Annotated in this window: 23 protein-coding genes and 1 pseudogene; 21 read left to right on the forward strand and 3 right to left on the reverse strand. The window is 39.0% G+C overall.

Translation table 11 applies throughout. The features are described 5' to 3' along the window. Nucleotides 1-10 precede the first annotated feature (10 nt). From IPJ16_09750 to IPJ16_09780, 7 genes are all read left to right on the forward strand, one after another. Nucleotides 11-496, forward strand: coding sequence for a hypothetical protein (locus IPJ16_09750; protein ID MBK7627458.1), 486 nt, complete (start codon nucleotides 11-13; stop codon nucleotides 494-496). Next, the gene (locus IPJ16_09755) at nucleotides 493-1,206 is read left to right on the forward strand and encodes an endonuclease/exonuclease/phosphatase family protein (GenBank protein ID MBK7627459.1); all 714 of its coding nucleotides are present in this window, start codon (nucleotides 493-495) and stop codon (nucleotides 1,204-1,206) included. Before IPJ16_09750 ends, IPJ16_09755 begins: the two co-directional genes overlap by 4 nt. After that, nucleotides 1,196-1,873: a hypothetical protein gene (locus IPJ16_09760; protein MBK7627460.1), complete on the forward strand. Its 678-nt coding sequence runs from the start codon at nucleotides 1,196-1,198 to the stop codon at nucleotides 1,871-1,873. The genes IPJ16_09755 and IPJ16_09760 overlap by 11 nt, the downstream gene beginning before the upstream one ends. A gap of 76 nt (nucleotides 1,874-1,949) precedes the next feature. Further along, complete coding sequence (locus IPJ16_09765) at nucleotides 1,950-2,693, forward strand: TlpA family protein disulfide reductase (protein ID MBK7627461.1); 744 nt, start codon at nucleotides 1,950-1,952, stop codon at nucleotides 2,691-2,693. 111 nt (nucleotides 2,694-2,804) lie between these two features. After that, nucleotides 2,805-3,059, forward strand: coding sequence for a type II toxin-antitoxin system prevent-host-death family antitoxin (locus tag IPJ16_09770; GenBank protein ID MBK7627462.1), 255 nt, complete (start codon nucleotides 2,805-2,807; stop codon nucleotides 3,057-3,059). Beyond that, nucleotides 3,059-3,322, forward strand: coding sequence for a Txe/YoeB family addiction module toxin (locus IPJ16_09775; protein MBK7627463.1), 264 nt, complete (start codon nucleotides 3,059-3,061; stop codon nucleotides 3,320-3,322). The genes IPJ16_09770 and IPJ16_09775 overlap by 1 nt, the downstream gene beginning before the upstream one ends. Before the next feature lie 134 nt (nucleotides 3,323-3,456). Next, nucleotides 3,457-3,822 (forward strand): hypothetical protein, encoded by a 366-nt coding sequence (locus tag IPJ16_09780; GenBank protein MBK7627464.1) that lies wholly within the window; start codon nucleotides 3,457-3,459, stop codon nucleotides 3,820-3,822. Between the two features lie 136 nt (nucleotides 3,823-3,958). Here the strand turns inward: IPJ16_09780 and IPJ16_09785 are convergent, their stop codons facing one another. Together IPJ16_09785 and IPJ16_09790 are read right to left on the reverse strand one after the other, a co-directional pair. Next, nucleotides 3,959-4,495: a hypothetical protein gene (locus IPJ16_09785; protein MBK7627465.1), complete on the reverse strand. Its 537-nt coding sequence runs from the start codon at nucleotides 4,493-4,495 to the stop codon at nucleotides 3,959-3,961. Between the two features lie 162 nt (nucleotides 4,496-4,657). Continuing rightward, on the reverse strand, nucleotides 4,658-6,766 hold the full coding sequence (locus IPJ16_09790; GenBank protein ID MBK7627466.1) for a hypothetical protein: 2,109 nt from the start codon (nucleotides 6,764-6,766) through the stop codon (nucleotides 4,658-4,660). Nucleotides 6,767-7,105: 339 nt separating this feature from the next. On the opposite strand from IPJ16_09790, the gene IPJ16_09795 reads away from it, so the two are divergent. The 14 genes from IPJ16_09795 to IPJ16_09860 all read left to right on the forward strand — a co-directional run bounded on the left by IPJ16_09795 (nucleotide 7,106) and on the right by IPJ16_09860 (nucleotide 16,293). Continuing rightward, complete coding sequence (locus IPJ16_09795) at nucleotides 7,106-7,675, forward strand: hypothetical protein (GenBank protein ID MBK7627467.1); 570 nt, start codon at nucleotides 7,106-7,108, stop codon at nucleotides 7,673-7,675. 29 nt (nucleotides 7,676-7,704) lie between these two features. Continuing rightward, nucleotides 7,705-8,361, forward strand: coding sequence for a hypothetical protein (locus IPJ16_09800; GenBank protein MBK7627468.1), 657 nt, complete (start codon nucleotides 7,705-7,707; stop codon nucleotides 8,359-8,361). Between the two features lie 150 nt (nucleotides 8,362-8,511). Continuing rightward, on the forward strand, nucleotides 8,512-9,435 hold the full coding sequence (locus IPJ16_09805; protein ID MBK7627469.1) for an ABC transporter ATP-binding protein: 924 nt from the start codon (nucleotides 8,512-8,514) through the stop codon (nucleotides 9,433-9,435). After that, nucleotides 9,432-10,214, forward strand: a complete 783-nt coding sequence (locus IPJ16_09810) for an ABC transporter permease (protein MBK7627470.1) — start codon at nucleotides 9,432-9,434, stop codon at nucleotides 10,212-10,214. Before IPJ16_09805 ends, IPJ16_09810 begins: the two co-directional genes overlap by 4 nt. Before the next feature lie 21 nt (nucleotides 10,215-10,235). Further along, a complete protein-coding gene (locus IPJ16_09815) occupies nucleotides 10,236-10,652 on the forward strand; it encodes a hypothetical protein (GenBank protein MBK7627471.1) in 417 nt (138 codons plus the stop codon). A gap of 18 nt (nucleotides 10,653-10,670) precedes the next feature. Beyond that, entirely contained in the window at nucleotides 10,671-11,159 is a 489-nt protein-coding gene (locus tag IPJ16_09820; GenBank protein ID MBK7627472.1) for a hypothetical protein, read from the forward strand. 15 nt (nucleotides 11,160-11,174) lie between these two features. Beyond that, nucleotides 11,175-11,813, forward strand: a complete 639-nt coding sequence (locus IPJ16_09825) for an outer membrane beta-barrel protein (GenBank protein ID MBK7627473.1) — start codon at nucleotides 11,175-11,177, stop codon at nucleotides 11,811-11,813. Nucleotides 11,814-11,903: 90 nt separating this feature from the next. Beyond that, nucleotides 11,904-12,536 carry a hypothetical protein gene (locus IPJ16_09830; protein MBK7627474.1) on the forward strand — a complete coding sequence of 211 codons (633 nt, stop codon included), beginning with the start codon at nucleotides 11,904-11,906 and terminating at the stop codon, nucleotides 12,534-12,536. A gap of 110 nt (nucleotides 12,537-12,646) precedes the next feature. Then, nucleotides 12,647-13,198, forward strand: a complete 552-nt coding sequence (locus IPJ16_09835; GenBank protein ID MBK7627475.1) for a hypothetical protein — start codon at nucleotides 12,647-12,649, stop codon at nucleotides 13,196-13,198. Nucleotides 13,199-13,220: 22 nt separating this feature from the next. After that, nucleotides 13,221-13,847, forward strand: a complete 627-nt coding sequence (locus IPJ16_09840) for a PorT family protein (protein MBK7627476.1) — start codon at nucleotides 13,221-13,223, stop codon at nucleotides 13,845-13,847. Between the two features lie 40 nt (nucleotides 13,848-13,887). Beyond that, nucleotides 13,888-14,340, forward strand: a complete 453-nt coding sequence (locus IPJ16_09845) for a C_GCAxxG_C_C family protein (GenBank protein MBK7627477.1) — start codon at nucleotides 13,888-13,890, stop codon at nucleotides 14,338-14,340. 82 nt (nucleotides 14,341-14,422) lie between these two features. After that, nucleotides 14,423-14,779: a hypothetical protein gene (locus tag IPJ16_09850; GenBank protein ID MBK7627478.1), complete on the forward strand. Its 357-nt coding sequence runs from the start codon at nucleotides 14,423-14,425 to the stop codon at nucleotides 14,777-14,779. After that, complete coding sequence (locus tag IPJ16_09855; GenBank protein MBK7627479.1) at nucleotides 14,725-15,585, forward strand: AraC family transcriptional regulator; 861 nt, start codon at nucleotides 14,725-14,727, stop codon at nucleotides 15,583-15,585. Before IPJ16_09850 ends, IPJ16_09855 begins: the two co-directional genes overlap by 55 nt. Nucleotides 15,586-15,708: 123 nt before the next feature. Next, the gene (locus IPJ16_09860) at nucleotides 15,709-16,293 is read left to right on the forward strand and encodes a sigma-70 family RNA polymerase sigma factor (GenBank protein MBK7627480.1); all 585 of its coding nucleotides are present in this window, start codon (nucleotides 15,709-15,711) and stop codon (nucleotides 16,291-16,293) included. Here IPJ16_09860 and IPJ16_09865 read toward each other — a convergent pair. Further along, nucleotides 16,290-19,123 (reverse strand): annotated as a pseudogene (locus IPJ16_09865) (FAD-binding oxidoreductase). The gene IPJ16_09860 and the pseudogene IPJ16_09865 overlap by 4 nt on opposite strands. Nucleotides 19,124-19,258: the final 135 nt, after the last annotated feature.

Below are 19,258 nucleotides of genomic sequence, written 5' to 3' on the forward strand. Positions count from 1 at the left end.
CATTTATCCAGTGGCCATCAAAAACAAAAAGGAAGCGGCAAGAAAAAAGTCCCTTGGAGAATTGGGAGAACTCTTTGCTTTAAAAGCATTGGTAGCTAAGAAATTCGACAGGATCAGGAATCTCAACGACAATTCAATGAACGAACCTTTTGCTGATATTGAGTGTGAAAGGGATGGTTTTAAATATGTTATAAGCGTTAAAGCCAGAAACAAATATCAGAAAAATGGTAAACTAAACTCAAGATACAATCTCGGATCACATGTTTATGAAAAGGCCATTATTGCTGAGAATAAATACAATGCTTCTGCATGCTGGATAGCAATACAATTCGACAATAAATCATTCTCAATTTATTTTGGTACTCTGAAAGAATTAAATGGCAGTAAAGCTATCCCGGTTGATAAATGTGAAAAAGGATTTGTTGGAGAAATCTGGGAATTAAATAAACGGCATTATTTTGATTTTGAATTCTATTCAAATCTTCCTCACAAATGAGACTCATAACCTGGAACTGTCAGGGAGCCTTCAGGAAAAAAGCTGATCTTATTCTGGCATATAATCCTGATATACTGGTTGTTCAGGAATGCGAACATCCAGATAAATATGTATACAATCCGACAATAAAAAAGCCCGACTCGCAATACTGGTATGGAGATAGCCGGCATAAAGGAATTTGTATTCATTCTTTTAATGAATACAAATTTGAGTTATTACCCGAATTCAATCCAAAGTTCAGATATGTTCTTCCCTTCCGGATAACCGGAAACGGACATTCATTTACATTGTTTGCTATATGGGCAATGAGTAGCAAGGAAAACTACGATGCGAGATATATTGGTCAGGTTTGGCTGGCAATAAATTACTATACTGATCTGTTAGCTGGTACCACAATTTTGGTAGGTGATTTCAATAGTAACAAAATCTGGGATTACAAAAAGAGGATAGGGGATCATTCTGATGTTGTTAATAAATTAACAGATAGTGACATACACAGCATTTATCATCGATATTTCAATATAGAACAAGGGAAAGAAGAACACTCAACTTTTTATCTTCAGCGTAATTTCGAAAAACCATATCATATTGATTATTGTTTTGCATCAGCAGCTCTGTCAGATAAGGTGCAAAATGTGGAAATAGGTAACTATAAGGATTGGATTGCTTACAGCGATCATGTACCTGTAATAATTGATTTTGGCCTATGAAAATTCTACAAACAAAGCTGAAAATGCAGAGAGTCTTCAAGAATCCAGAATACTAATTCTGGCAGACATTTTATTATTTTTAGTATATTACATCATGAGAAAACCAACTCTGATTCTGCTATTCATTTCCCTGACAATTAACTCAATCGCCCAATATGAGGGTGATCATATTGATCGATCAAAGTTTTGTATAATTAAAACCGGGACTGATTTAGACACCACTGCGAAAATCAAAGTTACTGAACTAAAAAGTGTAAAAACAATTCAGCAACAATATGGATCAAACTGCATAATCACAAAATATGTTGATGTATTAACGGATGAGCCTGGCAGTGAAATAAAATATACTGATGGATTAGTGCTAAACATCTCAGACAGACCAGGAACAACTAATTTTAGAATTACAAGTGATAAGTACTCATTGTTGCTGGATAATGGAAAAATAATCAAGGTAGGAATGACCGAAAGCGAGTTTAAAGATATTTTTCCTAAGTCATTTAGTAAAAGAAATTTTGTGACCCAAAATAAAAAAGAGAGGATATATTTTTCCGTACATTTCTCTTTTATGCGGAATAATAAAGTTTTAATCGAAGATGCATGGATTAGTTTTTTCTTTGATTGCGAGACTGGCACTCTGGATAATTTTTATTCGCTTGATGCACCATAATTTAAATTACATAGAGGCAATGGACTAGTCATTTTAGGTATATGAAATAACTCAGAATTCAACAATTCAATAGCACATGAAAAATATATTCGTTATCACATTATTTTTGATAGTTTCTGATTGTTTTTCTCAATCAAATTACTATAAGCTTTATAATGATTCAATTTATAATCAGAAAAGATTTGATACATATCTCGACAAAATGCTTAAAACGCTTCCGGCAGGATATATCGTAACACCAACAATCTACCACAAACAACATAAACCTGATTCAATTATAAATTTCTTTACTGTTGTAATGACAAAAGGCACTAAACAGGTTGATAATAATAAAGTTAAGATTATCTATAAACAGGATCCTGTATTTATGCTTCTTGACAAAAAGCTGCCCAAGTTTACCCTTAAAGACATAAATGATAAGGACTTCAGTTCCTCTCAACTGATCGGAAAACCATCACTTATTAATTTCTGGTCAATTCAGTGTGCTCCCTGTATTCTTGAATTTCCTGAGTTAGATAAACTGATTGATAAATATGGCAATAAAGTTAACTTCATTTCAATTTCGGAAAACTCAAAAAGTGAAGTACTTAATCTATTAAAACAGAAACCTTTTCACTTCTATCATCTGGTTGACGGATATGACTTTAAGAAAAGCATCCTGAAAGATGGCAGTATCCCAAAAAATATATTTTTAGACAGAAACGGCAATGTTTTTGAAATAAAAGGCGGTATACCTATTGAAAAAGACATAATAACAGGCAAATCAAAAATGGCCAGGTATCAATTTGAGTATATCTTAGATAGATTATTAAAACTATAACCAGGAGACTAATCCCGACAATAATGTTTATGTGAGATATTTCAATAAATTTTTTAAATCATAATTAAAGTACTTATATTTGTACTTAATCAGGTACATAAATTTACAACAATGATAGCAGCAAATTATACAGAATTCAGAGCCGGACTTAAAAATTTTCTTGACAAAGTCGAAGACAACAATGAGACTTTGATAATTAAGAGAGGTTCAGGTAAAGGGACTGTTCTGATCTCCCTGGATGAATATAATTCCATCATGGAGACTCTGCATTTATTAAGTTCAAAGAAAAACGCGAAAAGACTTTTTGAATCAATAGAGCAAATGAAAACAGGCAAAAAGGTTAAACATAACCTGATTGAGGAATGATGAAAATTGTTTTTTCAAAAAATGCCTGGGAAGACTACCTCTATTGGCAAACCGAAGACAAAAAGACCCTCAGGAAAATTAATGCGTTGATTAAGGACATTCAAAGAGCTCCTTATGAAGGCATTGGAAAACCTGAACCATTAAAATTCGACCTCGCCGACTTCTGGTCAAGACGAATTGACCTGGAGCACAGATTAGTTTATCAGGTTGACGATTCAGATATCCTGATATTTGCATGTCGTTTTCATTATGACAAAAAATAGGGGCAAAAGCTAACCCTGATAGTGAGGGATGCCTTCATCATGTCGAAAAGCTTAGAAATCAGTTCTAAATGGCTACATGATCAACTGGCTGGCTCGATTTTTGCTGTGAAATTACTAACACTATTCCGGTGATTATGAAAAAAATAGCTCTCTTAATTACATTTTCACTTTTCCTCTTTTCCTGCGAGAAAGATTATCTCGTCCCGAATAAAGAAGTTCCCGGCTGGCTTAAAACTCAAATCAGTCAGGCAGAAAAGTCGATCAAGGAAGATCCTAAAGGGAGAACTGCATATGCTGCATGGGTTCGCTATAAATGGCAGAATGAATACTATTTTGAATATCATGCTTACGCCAGTTCAGCCTCTCCCAAGGCAATTTCAACCAAACAGGACACACTGCGGTTAAATCCCTGGGATCCAACAACGGACTATTACAAAGAAAAATGCTGCAGACAATTAATCTGGAAGGGACCAAAGTACACTGAACCAGAGATTATATAATTCAAGATCTGGGTAAAAGTCCTGAGGCAATTTGGGAATTCATTAAATCTCAGGCTTATATATCGATTTTTTCCCCATACCACTGAACTAGGATGCGATAGAGGGGCTGTAATCAAACATAATTTTCTTAATTATATTATTTCTTATTGTAAATATTTGTTGTTCTGGTTTCTCCCAACTCAGCCTTATGGAATTCATAAATTGTTAATGTTTTCCCGTCGGCGGAAAGTGAATACGTTTCAGTTATTAAAATCTCTTTTTTTACTCCATCCATTGTGTAGTTAGTTTTAAAAGTTGTAGTAAAACTCTTTTTATCCTGTGACCATTTTAAAGATTTTGTAATGGTAACATCCGGATCACTCTTATCAATTTCTTCCTTGCCATCCAGTTTTAGTACAATGTCAGAACCTGTAAATGGATTACTTCCTGTTGCAATATAGATATCACGATACGTTATTTCTGTTGCAGTTTGAGTTATCTCCCGTGAGATTGTGCCCGGGTACTCTGAACTATTTGTGCCGGGTGTACTTTTAGTCTTATCGTACATCCATTTACCTGAAAAATTCAACTGCGTCTGCGACATCAGATTGGAGGAATACAGCAGAAACAATAAAATAAGTGATGCCCTGATAATTGCAGAGTGACGTGTATCAAAAATCTTATTTGTCTTCATAGGTTGGAGATATTAGTTTATGAAATAGTGATTCCAGAGACTAAAGTAGTCAATTGAAATGATCCTCACAAAATATTCCTGTTTATCCCCTGAGATCCCTCGTTCATCCAAACCTCCGTAAGCTGCGATTTGTCGGAATTCAGAATTCAGGTGCTCTATTATTTATTCGGAAACAAACACAACTCTGTATGTTTTAATAACGCCATTATAATCAAAACGCACAACAGCCGTTCCTGATTTAGATTCTGCCTGTGTAATAACAATTTTTACAGCAGGATCGCTCGCAGATGCCGATACAAAAGGTATCCCGCTTATGGTTGACGGAAGTTTATAAGTTGACTCATAAAGATCAAGACCAACAATGCCATTGGCGTTTGTCGATCTCACCGGAGTAGCTGGCAGTTCTAAGTCAACTCCATTAACACTGATAGCTACTGTAGGAGCAACCGGACGAACAATTTCCTTTTTTTTCATGCTGAATCCCAGTCCTGCTAAATCGAAAAGACCACCCTGGTCATTACCTTCGGCCACCAGGAAAACTGAATGTTTTTTGTCGAGATTGTCAACAACTGCCGAAACATCAATCGTGAATTTTGTTATTTCCTGAACAGAGTTTGCAGATACAGTTATTTCACCGATTTTTTTCCCTTTCCATGTTTCATTGTCCCATGGTCCGTCTAACCAGATGTTTACCTTAAATGCGTTTTTTGCTTTTGGTGTAAGGAACAGATTAAACGCTGTCTTATTCCCGCGCCTGGTACCTTTGAAGGCCTTTAAACCTTTCCTGTCCTTGTCAAGACCTCCAAAACCAAAATACTTGTAGCCAATGATGTTACCGTTCTCCACATTTGTAATGGGCATGTTATTATCCCATAAATCCCAGGAATCCTGCTGACTGTTAAGGTTGGAAAGAAAGCAGGCATATCCCGCTGAGTAGTACTGATACGGATCGAGGCCGTAGATGTGAAAGCCTTCCGAAGTTACTTCGGCTCCGGTATATTCTCTTCCCTGGCTATCCTTTGCTGTCCATATATTGTCTTCCGTATAGGGGTTATAACCTCTGATAGTAACTTTTCCGCCTTCAGCCACCGGTTTTTCATCCCATTCTATCGTAACCGGTGCTACCATCGGCTGACGGGCATTTCCAAAACCCCTTGGAGCCCTGTGATAGAAAGCATACCATTGATCATTGATAAGCTCAATGCTTCCATGAGTATTATGTCCCGAATAGCTTGTTCGCAGCGTGGTTCCGTCCTGACCCAACACCACCGCCCGTGAATCGACAAGGACGCCACCGCTTTTCCATGGACCCAGCGGAGTGTCGCCATATGCATAACGCAATGCTGAGTTGGTGCTGCCCAGTCCATAATCAGGACCTGAATATCCGCTGTAAACCCAAACATATTTATTACCAACCTTGCGGATTGATGCTGCTTCAAAAAAGTTGAACATACCAAGGTCCTGACCCGGATAGACACTCGGGTAAGTTGTTCCTTCAGGATCTCTTATTACGCCGTATCTGGAGCTGGCAGGAATAAAACGGTCAATAGCCATGGTTCCGGGCCTGAGCGAATACATTGTGTTCTGATCCAGCTGACCCGCAACCGACCTTTGGAATCCCCAGAACCCGTAAGCCCTGAAACCTGTCTCAAAATCAGGATCTTTCGGATCAGTTATGTATTCAATAAATACTGCCGGATCGAATCCCATGGTGCTTCCGGGTATGGTACCCATTCCGTCGGCAGTAATGTTGACAGGGGTAAACGGACCATCGGGACGGCTTCCTTTAGCCACCATCGCTTCTCTGTTCCTTCCCCGGCTATGAGGGTACAAGTAGTAATCCTTTTTGCCGTCTTTTCTTTTCACCTCAACAAGTTCGGGAGCATACATAACATCCCACTGTCCGTCTATCGGATATGTAAAAATGGATCCTTCATCACGCCAGTCGGATAAGTCCTCCACAGGTGCCGACCATGCCCGTATGTCGGGCCCGCAATAACTCTTGAACCTGACATCGTGCGATCCGATTATATAGATCCGGTATTTTCCGGGTTTGTCGGGATCTTCAAAAACCCGCGGTTCTCCATCGGGCAGATGCTCCCAAAGCGGCAGATAAGGATTACCGGAAGTACGATAAGAGGTTTTGGTTAAGGAGGTGTCGCTTTTCGAAGGAGTATTGTAACCTTTTGATTCTTTTACAGAAAACAGAAACACTACCGCAAATATTAGAATAGCATGCGGCATTTTCGAGACAAATATAGTTTTCTTCATTTTTGGTCTTTTTACTACACGAATGAACGAATAAATTTTAATAAAGCGGAATGCATGGACTATCATTTTAAGATATAATGGCTAAACGTTAACCTCCATTTCTCCCCCCCTCAAACCCAAGTTCGTATGTCATCCTGAACGCCAGTGAGGGATCTCATGGGGTGAGCAGGAATCAAATATTTATTTCTTTCAGCAATTAACTAATCTTGAGTTATGAAGATAGATGAGTTGTGCCGAAGGTTATTCATATCCTGACACTCCGTGGCTTATACATTATCCATTCAGGTTTAATACTGGTATAGTTTTTGTTATTTATAAGTTTACTAACCTGCATTAATTATGAAGCTCCCGAATAGTCTGTTTACAGTTGTTTTGCTGATTTTCGTTTTGATGAGTTGCGAAAATACGGATGATTCAATAAATGAAGAATTACCCGGACCAGATCAGCTTATCCTCTTTCAGGTTGAACACAGTAATTATGCCTGGGGGTATTCGCATAACGGAATACTAATTGACTCCACTGGGAATATTGGTTACTTTAATCATCCGAAAAACTGGCATTACATTGATACTGCAGGATATATATCCGAATCGGATATGATTGAAAACATGAGTCAGATAGATACATTTTATTATAATGTAGAAAGGTATATGCTTCTGAGGTTTTTCAGTCTGGTCAGGCGGGCTGCAGAAGGAGAAATAACAAAACCAACAAGTGCGGGAGCCGACATGGGGGAGACCGTCTATTCTGCCTTCCTGTTCGATACTGATACCAGAAAATATAAGCAGGTATTAATAAATCAGTTTGGAGACTGGTCAAGGTTCAACAAATCATCGGAAGCAAGTCAACTCCATAAATGGCTCCAGTCAGCATACTATGCTTCTCAGAAAAAAGCTGCAGGACTATAAAACAGTTCTCATTTCTAATACTCTGAAATATGAAATACTTCTTCTTCCTTCTTCTTTTGCTGGCTTCGTTTAATCTATCCGGACAAACAGATTCTCTTGAAAAAGCAGTACTGCACAATAAGTTATTATCAAAAGAAATAACAGATGCCGGTTACTCAAAGACAATGGAACAATGGGTTGAGCTGATAAACAGGGTGAAATATCCCGACCTGCCTCTTGATCAGAATGGGGTTGTTCATTATGTTTTTATTAATGAGTTCAAAGGCTTTGACAGGGAAAAGCTGATGAACAGGACCCGTGAATGGCTGGCGATAAATTATGGTTTTTTGCCAGGTGATATGTACTTTAACGAGAAGGAAGGGAAGATTATTCTGAGAAACAGTCTGAGTCTCATATACAGTTATAGCTGTATTTTTACTTCAGTAATTTCAATAAAGGATGAGAAAATCAAGTTCGAAATGATCAGCCTGGTCTACGAGGCATTTTATAAGGGAGATATGTCGGCGGACAGACCTGATAAAACTGTCAGTTTTAGTATATCGGATGTATACCCTGTAATATTAAAAAAACCTTCAGAATGGCCATTAAATTTAACGCTGTTTAAGGCTACAAACAAACTGTTTGATACAGAAATAAAAAACCTTAATGACTATATTACGAGTTATGACAATTCCAATGTATTCTAAAACAGGTATTTATTGTCTGGATTTGTACCATCATTTATTGATTACATAAGTATCGGTCTGACTGCAAATTTGTAGCAGAGGTTAAATGTCTTATTTAATAATTTGACTAATTTTAACTACTGTTTTATTTCTTTCAGGAAAAGGGTTTTTATGGACGATATTATCAGAACAGAAAATCTGTCAAAGCAATACGGCGATCTGCAGGCTGTTTCAGATTTATCTGTCAATGTCAGAAAAGGCGAGATCTACGGTTTTTTAGGACTTAACGGCGCCGGAAAGACAACTACTATCAGGATGTTGCTTGGAATGATTCGTCCCACATCAGGTTCAGCTTATATCTATGGCAAAAGGGTATATGCAGACAATCACGAATTATGGAAGAATATCGGTTCGCTCGTTGAGATACCATATTCATATCCGAACCTTACTGTTCAGGAAAATCTTGATATTATTCGTCGTTTGCGCTTCATTCCCGACAGAAATTCTATTGATAGAGTAATTGATAAGCTTAAGTTAGGAGCATATAGAAACCGAAAAGCAAAGAATTTGTCCCTGGGTAATGCCCAGCGTCTTGGACTGGCGAAGGCACTTATACATAATCCCGACATACTGATTCTTGATGAGCCTGCAAACGGGCTGGATCCTGCCGGCATTTATGAGATCAGGGAAATGTTAAGTGATTTCTCATTAAATCATGGTGTTACAATCTTTTTGTCGAGTCATATCCTTGGAGAGATTTCCAGATTTTCAACCCGCATAGGAATAATTCATAGTGGTAAGCTTATACAGGAACTTGATTCCGGTCAGCTGGAAGCCCTTTGCAGAAAAAGAGTTCTGGTTGGTGCAAGAGACATTCAGTCAGCCGGTTCACTGCTCAGAAATAAAGGTTATGATGTATCAGTTGTGAAGGACGATATTATTGAAATACCGGATGAAGGCGCTGTCAGTTCGCCTGAAGACATTGCAGTGCTTATGGTTAACGGAGGTTGTCCGCCCACTTTACTTCAGGTGGAAGAAGAGGATCTTGAATCCTATTTTTTAAGAACAATTGGAATTAATGCTGATGAGAAATGAAAGATATTAAGGCTGCTTTTATATCTGAATGCATAAAACTGCGCCGGTCCGGAATTTTCTGGATTACAGTAATCATTTTCATTATTATTCCGCTGATGATGGGCCTTATGATGTTTGTGGCTAAAAATCCGGAGCTGGCTGCTAAACTGGGGATGGTAGGAACAAAATCGACATTGTTCGGCAGAAATGACTGGTCAGGCTTTTTTGGACTACTAATTCAGGCAATAGCAACAATAGGATACATTGGCTTCGGATTTGTTACCAGCTGGATATTTGGCCGTGAGTATTCTGACCGCACTTTAAAAGACATTCTCGCATTGCCAGTGTCACGTTCATCAATTGTCGTTTCCAAGTTTATTGTGATATTTTTCTGGTGTGCCCTGCTGACAATATTGTTATACTCCTTTGGTCTGTTAATCGGGTGGTTTATTGATATTTCCGGCTGGTCGGAGGAGCTATTTTCCCAATTCACAAAAAAAACATTTTCAACCTCATTCCTTACTTTGCTTCTTTGCACACCTGTTGCCTTTTTTGCCAGTTATGGAAGGGGCATAATTGCACCAATAGGTTTTCTGATTATTACTTTGATAATAGCTCAGTTTGTCGCGATAGTTGGACTTGGTCCATATTTTCCATGGGCAATCCCGGGTGTTGCCACTGCACCTCCCGGAACAGAAGGAATGCAACTGGTTCCGGTCAGTTACATTATCCTTGTTTTGACATGTATTCTGGGTTTTGCTGGCACAGTTGCCTGGTGGCGTTATGCGGATCATCATTAAAACGTTGAAAATTAATATGATATGAAAATTTTAACTGGAATGCTGTTTGTTCTGATGGTATTGTTCTCTCCTTCTTGCAATAAGGAAGAAAATCCGCCATTCGGACTCAATTGCGAAAATCTTAAAAACGGAATCATAAACTCCGATTCTGATCTGATTGGCCAGGAGATTACCAAGGTTCTCCAGGGACTCGATCCTAAGCCGACTGCAGAGGATATTGTCGGACATGAGGCTAACTTTGATATACTTTTTCAGAGACTGAGTCCGTGCGACTTTAAAACTGCACAAATAGTCTGCTATTTCTGCGGCTTTGCCAGTCCGCCTCAGTCTGAAGTAGTCATAACCGCTTACAAAGGAAGCGAACCATTCACTCTGGTGATCGATATCATTACACCCCGCGATGGAGGACTATCATATAAAGGAATTCATGCGGATTGAAATTAATATCTGAAAAAAATGAGATATATATTGTTTCTATTGTCACTATTTGTATTCAACTTTTCAAACGGTCAGGAAACTAAGCTTTCATTCACCGACTCCAGATTTGCAAATGAGTGGTGGTATCCGTTAATTGAGAAACATAACATCGATGCTGCACAATTTACATTCTGGAGCAATCTCAAACCTGCCGCAGATGATCCAAAAGGTTATACCGCTCTGGAACTTGGTACAGGTGCCAGCATAAAAGACACAGTTATAACAATTAATGATCCTGTTTTTATTATAAAGGACAATGATGACGGATATAGTTTTATAACTGCAAAAACTGCAACGCATAATCTGAAGATAAGCCGGATCGACTGGAAGAATGGCAGAATGAAATATTATAAAATCAAATCGGATGAGGCTGAGCCTGTTCAGAATATGACATTTGATGATCTGAGTTATGAGACCCGGACAAAAAGGATGATGGCTAAAAAAGTAAAAGGCGTAGAACCAATATAATTTATATAAAATCTTATGAGATCAATTCGCATTTCGTTAATAGTAACATTCATAGTGTTCTGTGCCGGTTTAAACGGACAAATTTTTGTGGGAGGTGATTTTGGGTTTAATTCCCATACTAATAAAACAAAAGAAATGGGCACTGTTACACGTGAGTATTCAGACTACAGTTTAAGTCTGGCACCTGAAGCAGGAAAATTTCTGTCAGAAAAAGTTGCAATCGGAATTGCTCTGGGATTTTCTGTGGGCGGAAGCCACTCGGTAAATGCCAATGAAACGACAACAAAATCATCCTCTTTCGGAATAAATCCATTTGTGCGTTATTATGCATGGAAATCAAATAAGTTCTCAATTTATGGAGAAGGCAGGACAGGAGTTGAGTTCTCCCGGTCGAGCAGGACGACAGGACCGATAACTGACGATGACCCTGACGTAACCAGATTGTCTGTCAGCATTTATCCGGGTCTCTCATATGCTTTAACTGAAAAACTGGAACTTGAGACATCGTTACGTTTCTTAAGCGCAGGCTACAGCTACCAGATATCAAAAGAGGGCACTACCAAAAACAATTCATCAGGTTTCAATGCCGGGGCCGGACTGAGTAACATATTGTCAGTCAACGGTCTTGTAATCGGCGCAATCTATAAGTTTTGAGACCACAAGACCGCAAGACCGCAAGACAATTCTCTGGTACACTTTTTGCTGTTAACCATTTAACACTAACCAGTCTCATTTTAACACCTGATGAAGGGTAATCCGTCTGTTAAATCATTCATTGCAATCATAGTTCTTTCTATGGTTCTGTTCATTACTTTTATCGGCTGTGATATAGTGACAATTGAGAGGGAGGTTATCCCTTTACCGAAACATGAAAGAGATGTTAAGCCGGATTATCCGGTTGAGCTTGGTACGATAAGGGGATACTTTGGTGATTATTACCTGACATTCAGAGATCATATTGAAAAAGTGGCTCCTGTTGACAGTTTTTCCAACTGCTATTTTTACGGTAACTGCGAGAATGGTTCAAAACAGATTAACCTGTTAAGATGCGATTCCACATCGGTACTTGCAATATATATTCTGGGTTACTATCTCGATTCATTACCTTCTTCGCTTCCTGTACAACCTGAGTTTGGAAAATTTACCGAGATACAGTATTATGCTTTCAATCGCTGGAACAGTACTGATCCCGGACACTATAGTCTGATCAATTTTTATGGTGAAAGTGTTTTTATTACCGATAAAAAAGACGATATCATTACCGGTACCTTTCAGGGAACACTCCGATCCACTGATGGCGGTGTTATACCGGTCACCGACGGAGAATTCAAGCTGAAGATCTTCAGGAAATTTATGCCCTGTGCACCGGAGAACTAATCCGGACCTTTGAAATATTCAATTAAATGGTTTACTTTTTAGATTACTTGTTCTAAAATTATTATCTTAGAATAATAATCAGAACTAACGTTAAACTAAACCTCTGAAAAATGAAAACAATTCTGCTCTATCTGGCTCTTTTTTTTGTCCCAGTATGCTTAACTGCACAAACCGTTAGTGCCCAGGATGAAAAAGTAATTAAAGATTTTCTTCTAAAAACTCTTAATCAGGAAGTAGAGGTAGTAGCTCCGGAAGCTCTAAGCAAAGTCTTTGCCGGGAAGTTTTATAAGGTAAATCCGGGTTTTGATTTTCCCGACGGATCAGGATATTGCACGGATTATTCATTCAATGTAAATGCAGGGACAGTAGTTGTTAATGAAAAGTTTTCGACAGATATGGATCTGCCTGAACTGTTGTCACTTGTAAAAAAAGGGTTTCTTCTGAAAGATGAAGCTGCGGCAAAACTCTTTGAAGCAGCCTTAAATACACTTTACCCGGTTGATGAAGATGAGATGGCTGCTGTGAAACATATTAAGAAAGGTACTCAGTGGATCTTCCTGCGCAGCAAATTTTTCGATGATCAGACTGCTGTAATTGCTACTGTAAGTGCCAATGGGACAATTACAAAGCTTCAGGTGATATTGGGATATCCGGGTGTCTGATCTCAGATTACCCTCACAACAAATGAAGAACTATCTTAGATATTGTCTGGTAATAATATTAGCCGTTATATCTGTACATTCATCTGCCCAGATTAATACCGGGTATCTCTTCGGTGTCAATCTTACCACAATGAGTGTAAAGGTAAATGGGATCAGCTACCCTGCAGAGAGCCCCTTCGCAATACATTTTGGCCAGTATTTTGAGATCCCGTTCAACGATAATTTTGCCTTTGAGCCGGCCTTGAAGTTTTCTGCGAAGGGAGCAGATTATCTGATTGATTCCACCGACTTTTCAATTTCGCCGATATACTTTGAAGTACCGTTGAATGTAAAACTGAGATTTGGTTCCAGGTCAGTCAAGGTTTCTCTTTATGGTGGTCCGTATTTTGCATGCGGCATTGGCGGCTATAAAATTGTTCCGGGAGGTGAGTTAAAAGATATAAGATACGGTAAGAATGACTACAACGATCTGAGACGGTTTGATATAGGTTATAATCTTGGTGCAGGAATAAGTATTAAAGGCTTTTCTGTTTCTGTTCAATACGGAGTTGGCCTCTCTGATATTTCGCCGATAACTGCTCTGGAGACTGAGATGAAGAACCAGGTGATTGGCATAACATTCAGATCAGCAGGTGGTGGTTCACGATAAGAAAAGAAGTAAATTATATACAGGTATTCTACAACGTTATATGGATAAAAAAGAGGAAAAGGCACTGGTTTCTTTCAGGTCAGGATTAAATTGTGCGCAGGCAGTACTAAATGGCTATTCAGAGCTGCTGGATTTTGATAATGGTTTTGCATTGAATATTTCATCAGGCTTTGGCGGAGGCATGGGACGGCTTCAGGAAACATGCGGGGCTGTTACCGGATCCTATATGGTACTTGGGATCTATAATGGAAAAAAATACTCTGATAACGCTGAAAAAAAGGAAGTTACATATAAAATGATACAGGAGTTCAGCGAAAGGTTCAAATCTTTAAACGGTACAACCGATTGCAGATCATTGCTGAAATGTGACCTTAGAACCGAAGAGGGACACCGCTATGCTGTTGAAAATAATCTGTTTGGTACAACATGTGAGAAATGTATTCTCGATTCGATGAGAATAGTGGATGATATTATTGAAAAGCAGATACAATGACAGGGCCTGCTAGCATGTAAAAGTCAGGTTATAAGATATTGAAAAAAAATTATCTTTATGTCCCTGAACCGAAGATGATTTTATGAATACTTCCACACATTTTGATGCAATAACTGCTTTTGTTTTTATCGGTGTATTCCAGGGACTTGTTCTATCACTTTTTTTTATTTTTAAACCTTCACCTAACAGGAATGCGAATAAGTTTCAGGGACTGTTTCTCCTTTCGCTTACACTCTGTATTTTAGAGCAGCTGCTTAACATGACAGGGTACATAGTTAAAGTGCTGCCTCTTACAAATTCAACAGAAGCTTTAAATCTCGTAATAGGACCATTTTTATATCTTTTTGTCAAAAGAAGCATTGACCCGTCAGATACAAAGAAGGAGTGGCTCCATTACGTACTTCCCTGCTTTACTTCATATACCTCTGTTTCGACCTGATACAGACTAATGAGTTTAAGTATAACTCATATGTCAACAGCTACCATCCCGACTGGCCTCTGCTCGATGTCAAATCAACAATTTCGAATGATCCTCTGGCGATTAAAAGTTACCTGAACCTGATAACTGCTTTTCAGATAATTTTCTACATCATTATATCAATGTTAAAGATTGTAAGAAAGGCAAACTTTACAGGAAAATCTATACTCAATACAGATGATGAAATTCTTAAACTTCTGAGGAATATGATCCTTCATCTTTCTGCCATAATATTGATATTCATTGTAGTTAAGCTCGCTTTTGAAGCAGATCTGGGGGATTATTTTATAGGAATATATGTTTGTTTCTTTGCATTTCTGACATCATTCAGGGTAATGTCAGATTCAACCTATTTTGACCGTACTACTTCATTCATGGATTTATCTATCAGCAAGTATCAAAAATCTTCACTGACAGAGTCTGACAAACAAAGAATACTGGAAAACATCAGGATGGAGTTTGATAAAAACAAATACTATTCGGAAAATCTTGCCTCATTATCAGAGCTTGCAAAGAAGATTGGTTCTAGTCCTCATCATGTATCCCAGGTAATTAATGAAAAACTTAATAAGAGCTTTTTTGAATTACTGGCTTTTTACAGAGTTGAAGAAGCAAAAAAGATCCTTGCCGGCGATAAAGCTAATAAAATTACTATTGAAGAGCTTTCAGAAATGGTCGGCTATAACTCAAAAACTGCATTTAATAATGCCTTCAGGAAACTATCAGGTAAAACGCCATCTGATTTTAGAAAATCGATAACTTCCTGATATTAAAAACTTTAAATATCTGTTTTTATACATGCCGATAGGGATGTACACCATCCTTATAGGCATGTTCTTTATCGGGCTAATGATGATATTAGTTTTGATTCGTCAATCAAAATTAATTCTATGAAAACAGAGGTGACAAAATCAGGAACTCCATTTAAAAATCCACACCAGAGCTTAATTGATGGCTGCAAAAAAGGGGACCAGAAGGCCCAGTTTCAGATCTACAAGCTGTATTATAAAGCTATGTATTATACAAGTTTACAGATTGTCAGGAACAGGATGGAAGCTGAAGATGTAATGCAGGAGTCATTCCTCGCAGCATTCGATTCCATTGACAGCTATTCAGGTACAGTAAGCTTCGGAGCATGGCTGAAGAAGATTGTCTATAACAGATCTCTCGATTACGCCAGGAAAAACAGCAGGTTTGTTTTCGAGGATTTAGATTATTGTTTTGATCTGGAGGCAGATTACCCTGAGATTGAAAATGACAGAGAAGACACTGAAAGGCGTGTTAGTAAAGTCAAAGAAGCAATTACCACTCTTCCATCAAAGTGCCGTAATGTCCTTTCTCTATACCTGCTTGAAGGTTATGATCATGAAGAAATCAGTGATATCCTGTCGATCTCGACAAGCACTTCAAGATCTCAGTACTCAAGGGGCCGTGACCGTATTATAAGGGAGTTCAGAAAGGAACAGGCGTGTTAGTCCATATGCGTTATTGGATTACTTACTTTATCAACCAGGTAAACTATTGATTTGTAAGAGATCCCTGAATGAAGACTTAATCCTATCTCGCATGTCCTGCTGTTCGAGTAACCTTGATTAATAGTCTCAGGAAGTTGCACTTTCAGGTCGCGTAAGCCATGAGTATTAAGCTCAGGGAATGTAAAACCTCTGTCGCCGGCAAACCCGCAGCAATTTGCCTCAGTTACAACTACCCCGGCGGCACACAAATTGGCCAGAGCAACAAGTTTTTTCTCAAGTCCCATTTTCTTCATGCTGCATACAGGGAATACTGTAATTACTTCATTCAGAGGCGTAATATTTAGGTTAGGAACAAGAAAATCGAGAATGAACTCAACCGGTTCATAAAGCTTAATTCCCGATTGCATGTTCTCCTTCATTGTATATAGGCAAGGACTCATATCACATAATACAGGATATTCTCCATTATTACTTGCTTTTAATAATTCATTTTCCAGCTCTTTCGATTTTTTGGTGCCGGCATCCACATATCCCTTGCTAAGGAATGCCATTCCGCAACAAAGGTTATCCATATTCGCCGGAAATACAACCTCATAACCTCCCCTGTGAAGAAGCTGAACAAGCTTTTCGGAGAGCTGTTTTTCATGACTGTATTCCTGTGATGTGCCCATTGAACGGTTAATGCATGATGGAAAATAAACAACCTTTCTCTTAGCCTCAGCCAGCCGGCCACTGCCTGGAGCAATCTTTGCAGATCCTTTGGGCATGAAGCGGTTCCATGCTGGTATCCGGTTAAATGAAATGACTCTCATGCCTGAAGCTATAACTCCCAACAATCCTGATCCAATAATCCGGTGAACAAAATTGACAAAGGATAATGCACCTCTGGCAGCAGAAGTAATAAACCCCATGTGATCTGCAATCCAGTTAGCTATCCCGGGGGAAGCTGAGGCTTCTTCGGATCTGAGGTTCTTTATAAGCTTTCCGGTATCAATCTTAACAGGACAAGCCTGTGCACAGAGACCATCGGTGGCACATGTAGCATCGCCATGGTACTTAAACTCTTTGTTGAGCGATGCTGCAATGTGTGGCTGATGTCCGCTTTTTTCAAGCGACTTAATTTCTCTGTGTACAGCGATGCGCTGCCTCGGGGTAAGTGTAAGATCAGCTGAAACACATGATGCCTCGCAGAAACCGCATTCGGTGCATTTATCAATTATTTCGCTGGCAACAGGAAGAGGCTTCAGGTCTTTAAGGTGGACATCCTTATCGGTATTAAGTATTACACCGGGATTGAGAATACAAAGAGGATCAAAGATCCTTTTGATCTCTTTCATAAGATTATAGGCATCTTTTCCCCATTCCATCTCAACAAAAGGTGCCATGTTGCGACCGGTACCATGCTCCGCTTTTAGTGATCCGTCATACTTTTTCACAACCAGATCCGCTACATCCGACATCAGACCGGCATATCTTGAGATTTCTTCCTTATCACCAAAATCCTGAGTAAAGACAAAATGAAGGTTTCCTTCCAGGGCATGACCGAAAATTACCGCTTCGGTGTATTTATATTTCTTAAGCAGATTCTGAAGGTCGGTCGTTGCTTCCGCCAGACGGGGAACAGGGAATGCAACATCTTCTATTATAACCGTGGTACCTGATTTTCTCATCGCCCCGACAGAAGGAAACAGGCCTTTCCTGATCTTCCATAGCAGTTCGTACTCAGCCGGTTTATCTGTAAATGCTATTTCTCTTTCAACAGGAAGATCTTTAATTGCATTGCATATTTTTCAATATTCCCGGTTATTTCACTCTTGTTTTCCCCGGTCGTTTCAACAAGCAGGGCACAGACATCATTGTGCAGATACTTCAGGTATTCCGGCAATCCTTTTTCATTCTCAACAGAACGGATACCTGAACGGTCAATCAGTTCAACAGCAGATACAGGTTTCTGTTTCATCAGAGAAACTGCATTACATGCCTTCTCAACATCAGGGAAGAGCATTAGTGAGCTTGCCTTGCAGGGCTGCTCAGCTACAGTTTTGAAGCTGATCTCTGATATGAAACCGAGCGTCCCTTCAGAACCAATCATCAGATGTTCAATTATGTCGAAAGGATCGGTGAAGTCTGTAAGTGCATTCAGACTATACCCGGTAGTGTTCTTCATTTTATACTTGTTCCTGATCCTGTCAGCCAGAGATAGATTTTCTTTTGCAGATGCTGCAAGCAATTCAATGTCAGAGAGTAATCTACTATGCGATTTACTGAACAATTCCCTTGATGCCGGATCTTTGGTATCAAGTACTGATCCGTCAGCAAGTATAACGCGCATTCCGGCAACAGTTTTATAGGAGTTTTGGGATGTCCCGCAACACATGCCACTTGCATTGTTTGCTGCAATTCCACCAATCATGGCTGAGTTGATTGAAGCGGGGTCGGGACCAATTTTTCTTCCCAGAGGGGCAAGGATAAGGTTGGCTCTTCCTCCTGTGATCCCGGGCTGAAGTTTAATCTCAGATCCGTCATTGCTGATACTGTATTTCTTCCAGTTGCTGCCGGCAATAATTAAAACGGAATCAGATATTGCCTGTCCGGAGAGGCTTGTACCCGCAGCCCTGAAGGTAACCGGGATCTCAAGTTCAGAACAATTTTTCAGGATCAGTGAAATCTCATTTTCATCTTTTGCCCTTATAACCATTTTCGGGATGAGCCTGTAGAAGCTGGCATCGGTTCCATATGCCAGAGTATGAAGAGGATCGTTAAATATCCTTTTCCTGTCTATCGTACCGACAAGCTTATCGTAAAGTGTTTTGTAAGTTCCGTTAAGCAGAAAAAAGTAACCACAAAGGAACACTAAGGTTTACACAAAGGACACAAAGAATTATCTGCATAAGGCACTGATAATAATTACTTTCAATAAATACGGCTAATGCTGATTAATCCTATCCGTAATTTTATAATTTTG

The sequence above is a fragment of the Bacteroidales bacterium genome, assembly GCA_016709865.1.
Lineage (GTDB): Bacteria > Bacteroidota > Bacteroidia > Bacteroidales > VadinHA17 > LD21.

Bases quoted from the DNA above. Each gene is read 5' to 3' on its own strand.
- IPJ16_09755 (MBK7627459.1), top strand. From the start codon at position 493: ATGAGACTCATAACCTGGAACTGTCAGGGAGCCTTCAGGAAAAAAGCT.
- IPJ16_09840 (MBK7627476.1), top strand. From the start codon at position 13,221: ATGAAGAACTATCTTAGATATTGTCTGGTAATAATATTAGCCGTTATA.
- IPJ16_09825 (MBK7627473.1), top strand. From the start codon at position 11,175: ATGAGATCAATTCGCATTTCGTTAATAGTAACATTCATAGTGTTCTGT.
- IPJ16_09790 (MBK7627466.1), bottom strand. From the start codon at position 6,766: ATGAAGAAAACTATATTTGTCTCGAAAATGCCGCATGCTATTCTAATA.
- IPJ16_09795 (MBK7627467.1), top strand. From the start codon at position 7,106: ATGAAGCTCCCGAATAGTCTGTTTACAGTTGTTTTGCTGATTTTCGTT.
- IPJ16_09800 (MBK7627468.1), top strand. From the start codon at position 7,705: ATGAAATACTTCTTCTTCCTTCTTCTTTTGCTGGCTTCGTTTAATCTA.
- IPJ16_09785 (MBK7627465.1), bottom strand. From the start codon at position 4,495: ATGAAGACAAATAAGATTTTTGATACACGTCACTCTGCAATTATCAGG.
- IPJ16_09835 (MBK7627475.1), top strand. From the start codon at position 12,647: ATGAAAACAATTCTGCTCTATCTGGCTCTTTTTTTTGTCCCAGTATGC.
- IPJ16_09850 (MBK7627478.1), top strand. From the start codon at position 14,423: ATGAATACTTCCACACATTTTGATGCAATAACTGCTTTTGTTTTTATC.
- IPJ16_09830 (MBK7627474.1), top strand. From the start codon at position 11,904: ATGAAGGGTAATCCGTCTGTTAAATCATTCATTGCAATCATAGTTCTT.
- IPJ16_09820 (MBK7627472.1), top strand. From the start codon at position 10,671: ATGAGATATATATTGTTTCTATTGTCACTATTTGTATTCAACTTTTCA.
- IPJ16_09765 (MBK7627461.1), top strand. From the start codon at position 1,950: ATGAAAAATATATTCGTTATCACATTATTTTTGATAGTTTCTGATTGT.
- IPJ16_09805 (MBK7627469.1), top strand. From the start codon at position 8,512: ATGGACGATATTATCAGAACAGAAAATCTGTCAAAGCAATACGGCGAT.
- IPJ16_09775 (MBK7627463.1), top strand. From the start codon at position 3,059: ATGAAAATTGTTTTTTCAAAAAATGCCTGGGAAGACTACCTCTATTGG.
- IPJ16_09845 (MBK7627477.1), top strand. From the start codon at position 13,888: ATGGATAAAAAAGAGGAAAAGGCACTGGTTTCTTTCAGGTCAGGATTA.
- IPJ16_09780 (MBK7627464.1), top strand. From the start codon at position 3,457: ATGAAAAAAATAGCTCTCTTAATTACATTTTCACTTTTCCTCTTTTCC.
- IPJ16_09810 (MBK7627470.1), top strand. From the start codon at position 9,432: ATGAAAGATATTAAGGCTGCTTTTATATCTGAATGCATAAAACTGCGC.
- IPJ16_09770 (MBK7627462.1), top strand. From the start codon at position 2,805: ATGATAGCAGCAAATTATACAGAATTCAGAGCCGGACTTAAAAATTTT.
- IPJ16_09860 (MBK7627480.1), top strand. From the start codon at position 15,709: ATGAAAACAGAGGTGACAAAATCAGGAACTCCATTTAAAAATCCACAC.
- IPJ16_09815 (MBK7627471.1), top strand. From the start codon at position 10,236: ATGAAAATTTTAACTGGAATGCTGTTTGTTCTGATGGTATTGTTCTCT.